The organism is Streptomyces anatolicus (genome assembly GCF_019400875.1).
GTDB lineage: Bacteria > Actinomycetota > Actinomycetes > Streptomycetales > Streptomycetaceae > Streptomyces > Streptomyces anatolicus.
This window is the reverse complement of the sequence record NZ_WMBF01000648.1, coordinates 1-3,055: the sequence shown is the minus strand read 5'-3', so window position 1 is coordinate 3,055 and position 3,055 is coordinate 1. Positions and strand designations below refer to the sequence as shown.

Below are 3,055 nucleotides of genomic sequence, written 5' to 3'. Positions count from 1 at the left end.
GCCCCGCGCTGGAGACGTAGACGTACGGGACAGGAATCTTGAGCCCGTCCGGCGATTGAGGACGAACTCGGCGGAGCCGGTGATCGGCCTAGCGGACGGCTCCGCCGAAGTCCCTCAGCGCCCCCACCACAATCGCCGAGAGCCGATCATGATGGGCGCCCCGCCAGTAAACGCGGGAGCACTCCCCGCACTGGGCGAACACCTCATACGTGCCCCGGGTGCCGCCTTCGAGGAGGTCCGCCACCTCCTCCTTCGTGGCCGCCCGCAGCGCGCCGTTGCAGGCCGTGCACCGCGTCCAGGGCCGCAGCTCCGGGGCGAACCGGCCGAGTACGTCACGGAGCTGGTCCTCGGGGCGGTCGCTGTAGACGTACGCTCCGGCCCACAGCTCGCGGCGCCGCAGCAGCCCCCGGTCACGGCTCAGCAGAACGCGCCGCTCGGCGGCGGAGAGCGCGGCGAGCGCGGGATCGCCGATGTCCGCGCTCTCGTACGCCGCGTCGACGCCGAGCAGCCGCAACCGCCGGGCCAGCGTGCCCAGATGCACGTCGAGGAGGAACCGGAGCGGGGCGCCCGGCACCGGCTGGGGGCGGCTCACCGCGCGTACGACGATGGACTCGCCCGCCCCCGGAACGTGCCCGGCGGCGACCTCGCGGCCGTCCACCACGAGCGCGCCGACCTCCGTCAGCGGAACACCGAGGGACTCGACCACGTGCCCGAGCGTGGACGCGCCGTCCGTAACGGCGCTGGTGGGGCCGTCCCTTCGCTCCTGCGGGACGAACACGCCCAGCTCGGGGGCGAAACTGATGAGGATCTGCGGACCGTTCATGCGGTCAGGATGGCAGTTGGGGGACGGATCAGCCGTGGCGGTATGCCACCAGGGAGATGCCGATGTAGTGCACGGCGAAGGCCGCCAGCGTCAGCGAGTGGAAGACCTCGTGGAAGCCGAAGAAGCGGGGCGAGGGGTTCGGCCGCTTGATGCCGTAGATCACGCCGCCCGCGCTGTAGAGCAGCCCGCCGACGACGACCAGGACCAGCACGGCGATGCCGCCCGTACGCATGAAGTCCGGCAGGAAGAAGACCGCGGCCCAGCCCATCGCGATGTAGCACGGCGTATACAGCCAGCGGGGCGCGCCGACCCAGAACACGCGGAAGGCGATGCCCGCGACCGCCGCGCCCCAGATGCCCCAGAGCAGCCACCGCCCCTTCGAGTCGGGCAGCAGCAGCATCGTCAGCGGGGTGTAGGTGCCCGCGATGATCAGGAAGATGTTGGAGTGGTCGAGCCTGCGCAGGACGCCGTCCGCGCGCGGGCTCCAGTTCCCCCGGTGGTAGAGCGCGCTCACACCGAAGAGAAGGCAGGCGGTCAGGGCGAAGACGCCGCAGGCGATCCGGCCGCGGGTGGAGTCGGCGAGCGCGGTCAGCACCAGGCCGGCCACGACCACCGCGGGGAACATCCCGGCGTGCAGCCAGCCCCGCATCTTCGGCTTGACGGGCAGCGGCATTTCCTGCGGGGACGGGACGAGCGAGGGTGCGTCCTCGGGTTCCGGAATCGCTTCGGAGACGGAGGCGGTCATGGTCCGCATCGTACCTACGGGCCCGTAAGTCGGTCATCAACGGGAGGTTAAGCAGTCATCAAATCGGACGGAACCGCCGCCCTCACCCCCGAAGCCGTACAAGTGGCGATACTCACTCCGCTCAAGTGTGAGGCCCTCTGGACAGATGCGCGGACGCGTCGGATGATCAAATGAGTGCGGTCGGCACCGGATGAGCGCCAGAGGATTTACACGTGAAGCGTCCGGGTCGCAGCCCCCACGGGGCATACATCCTCAAAAACCCCTCGATTAGGAGCAATCGTGGCGCGCGACATCGCGGCTCCCAGCACCCCGACCAACACCGTCCCGACCCGTCACAAGGAGCTGCTCTCCTGGGTCGAAGAGATCGCCGACCTGACGCAGCCGGACAGTGTGGTCTGGTGTGACGGCTCCGAGGCGGAGTACGAGCGCCTGTGCGAGGAGCTCGTCGCCAAGGGCACCTTCAAGAAGCTCGACCCGGTCAAGCGCCCGAACTCGTACTACGCGGCCTCCGACCCGAGCGATGTCGCGCGCGTCGAGGACCGCACCTTCATCTGCTCCGAGAAGGAGGAGGACGCGGGCCCGACCAACCACTGGAAGGCCCCCGCCGAGATGCGGGAGATCTTCCAGGGCGCCGACGGCGAGGGCGGGGTCTTCCGCGGCTCGATGAAGGGCCGCACGATGTACGTCGTGCCCTTCTGCATGGGCCCGGTCGGCTCGCCGCTGTCCGCGATCGGCGTCGAGATCACCGACTCCGCGTACGTCGCCGTCTCCATGCGCACCATGACCCGGATGGGCCAGGCGGTCCTCGACGAGCTGGGCGAGGACGGCTTCTTCGTCAAGGCCGTCCACACGCTCGGCGCCCCGCTCGCCGACGGCGAGGCCGACGTGCCGTGGCCCTGCAACTCCACGAAGTACATCTCGCACTTCCCCGAGGACCGCGAGATCTGGTCGTACGGCTCCGGTTACGGCGGCAACGCCCTGCTCGGCAAGAAGTGCTACGCCCTGCGCATCGCCTCCGTCATGGCACGCGACGAGGGCTGGCTGGCCGAGCACATGCTGATCCTCAAGCTCACCCCGCCGCAGGGCGAGTCGCAGGGTCCCAAGTACATCGCCGCCGCCTTCCCGTCCGCCTGCGGCAAGACCAACCTCGCCATGCTGGAGCCCACGATCCCCGGCTGGACCGTCGAGACCATCGGTGACGACATCGCCTGGATGCGCTTCGGCGAGGACGGCCGCCTCTACGCGATCAACCCCGAGGCCGGCTTCTTCGGCGTCGCGCCCGGCACCGGCGAGCACACCAACGCCAACGCCATGAAGACGCTGTGGGGCAACTCCGTCTTCACGAACGTGGCGCTCACCGACGACGGCGACGTCTGGTGGGAGGGCATGACGCAGGAGACCCCGGCCCACCTCACGGACTGGAAGGGTAACGACTGGACCCCCGAGTCCGGCACCCCGGCCGCCCACCCGAACGCCCGCTTCACCAC

Annotated in this window: 3 protein-coding genes; 1 reads left to right on the top strand and 2 read right to left on the bottom strand. The window is 69.7% G+C overall.

Annotated elements, in window-relative coordinates; all coding sequences use genetic code 11:
* Positions 1 to 88 precede the first annotated feature (88 nt).
* Both GKQ77_RS30865 and trhA read right to left on the bottom strand, forming a co-directional pair.
* A complete protein-coding gene (locus tag GKQ77_RS30865; RefSeq protein WP_219692416.1) occupies positions 89 to 823 on the bottom strand; it encodes a Mut7-C RNAse domain-containing protein in 735 nt (244 codons plus the stop codon).
* 28 nt (positions 824 to 851) lie between these two features.
* The gene (trhA, locus tag GKQ77_RS30860) at positions 852 to 1,568 is read right to left on the bottom strand and encodes a PAQR family membrane homeostasis protein TrhA (protein ID WP_258022274.1); all 717 of its coding nucleotides are present in this window, start codon (positions 1,566 to 1,568) and stop codon (positions 852 to 854) included.
* Between the two features lie 279 nt (positions 1,569 to 1,847).
* Here trhA and GKQ77_RS30855 point away from each other — a divergent pair.
* Positions 1,848 to 3,055 (top strand): phosphoenolpyruvate carboxykinase (GTP) (locus GKQ77_RS30855; RefSeq protein WP_219692414.1); only part of this gene is annotated, 1,208 nt, incomplete at its 3' end.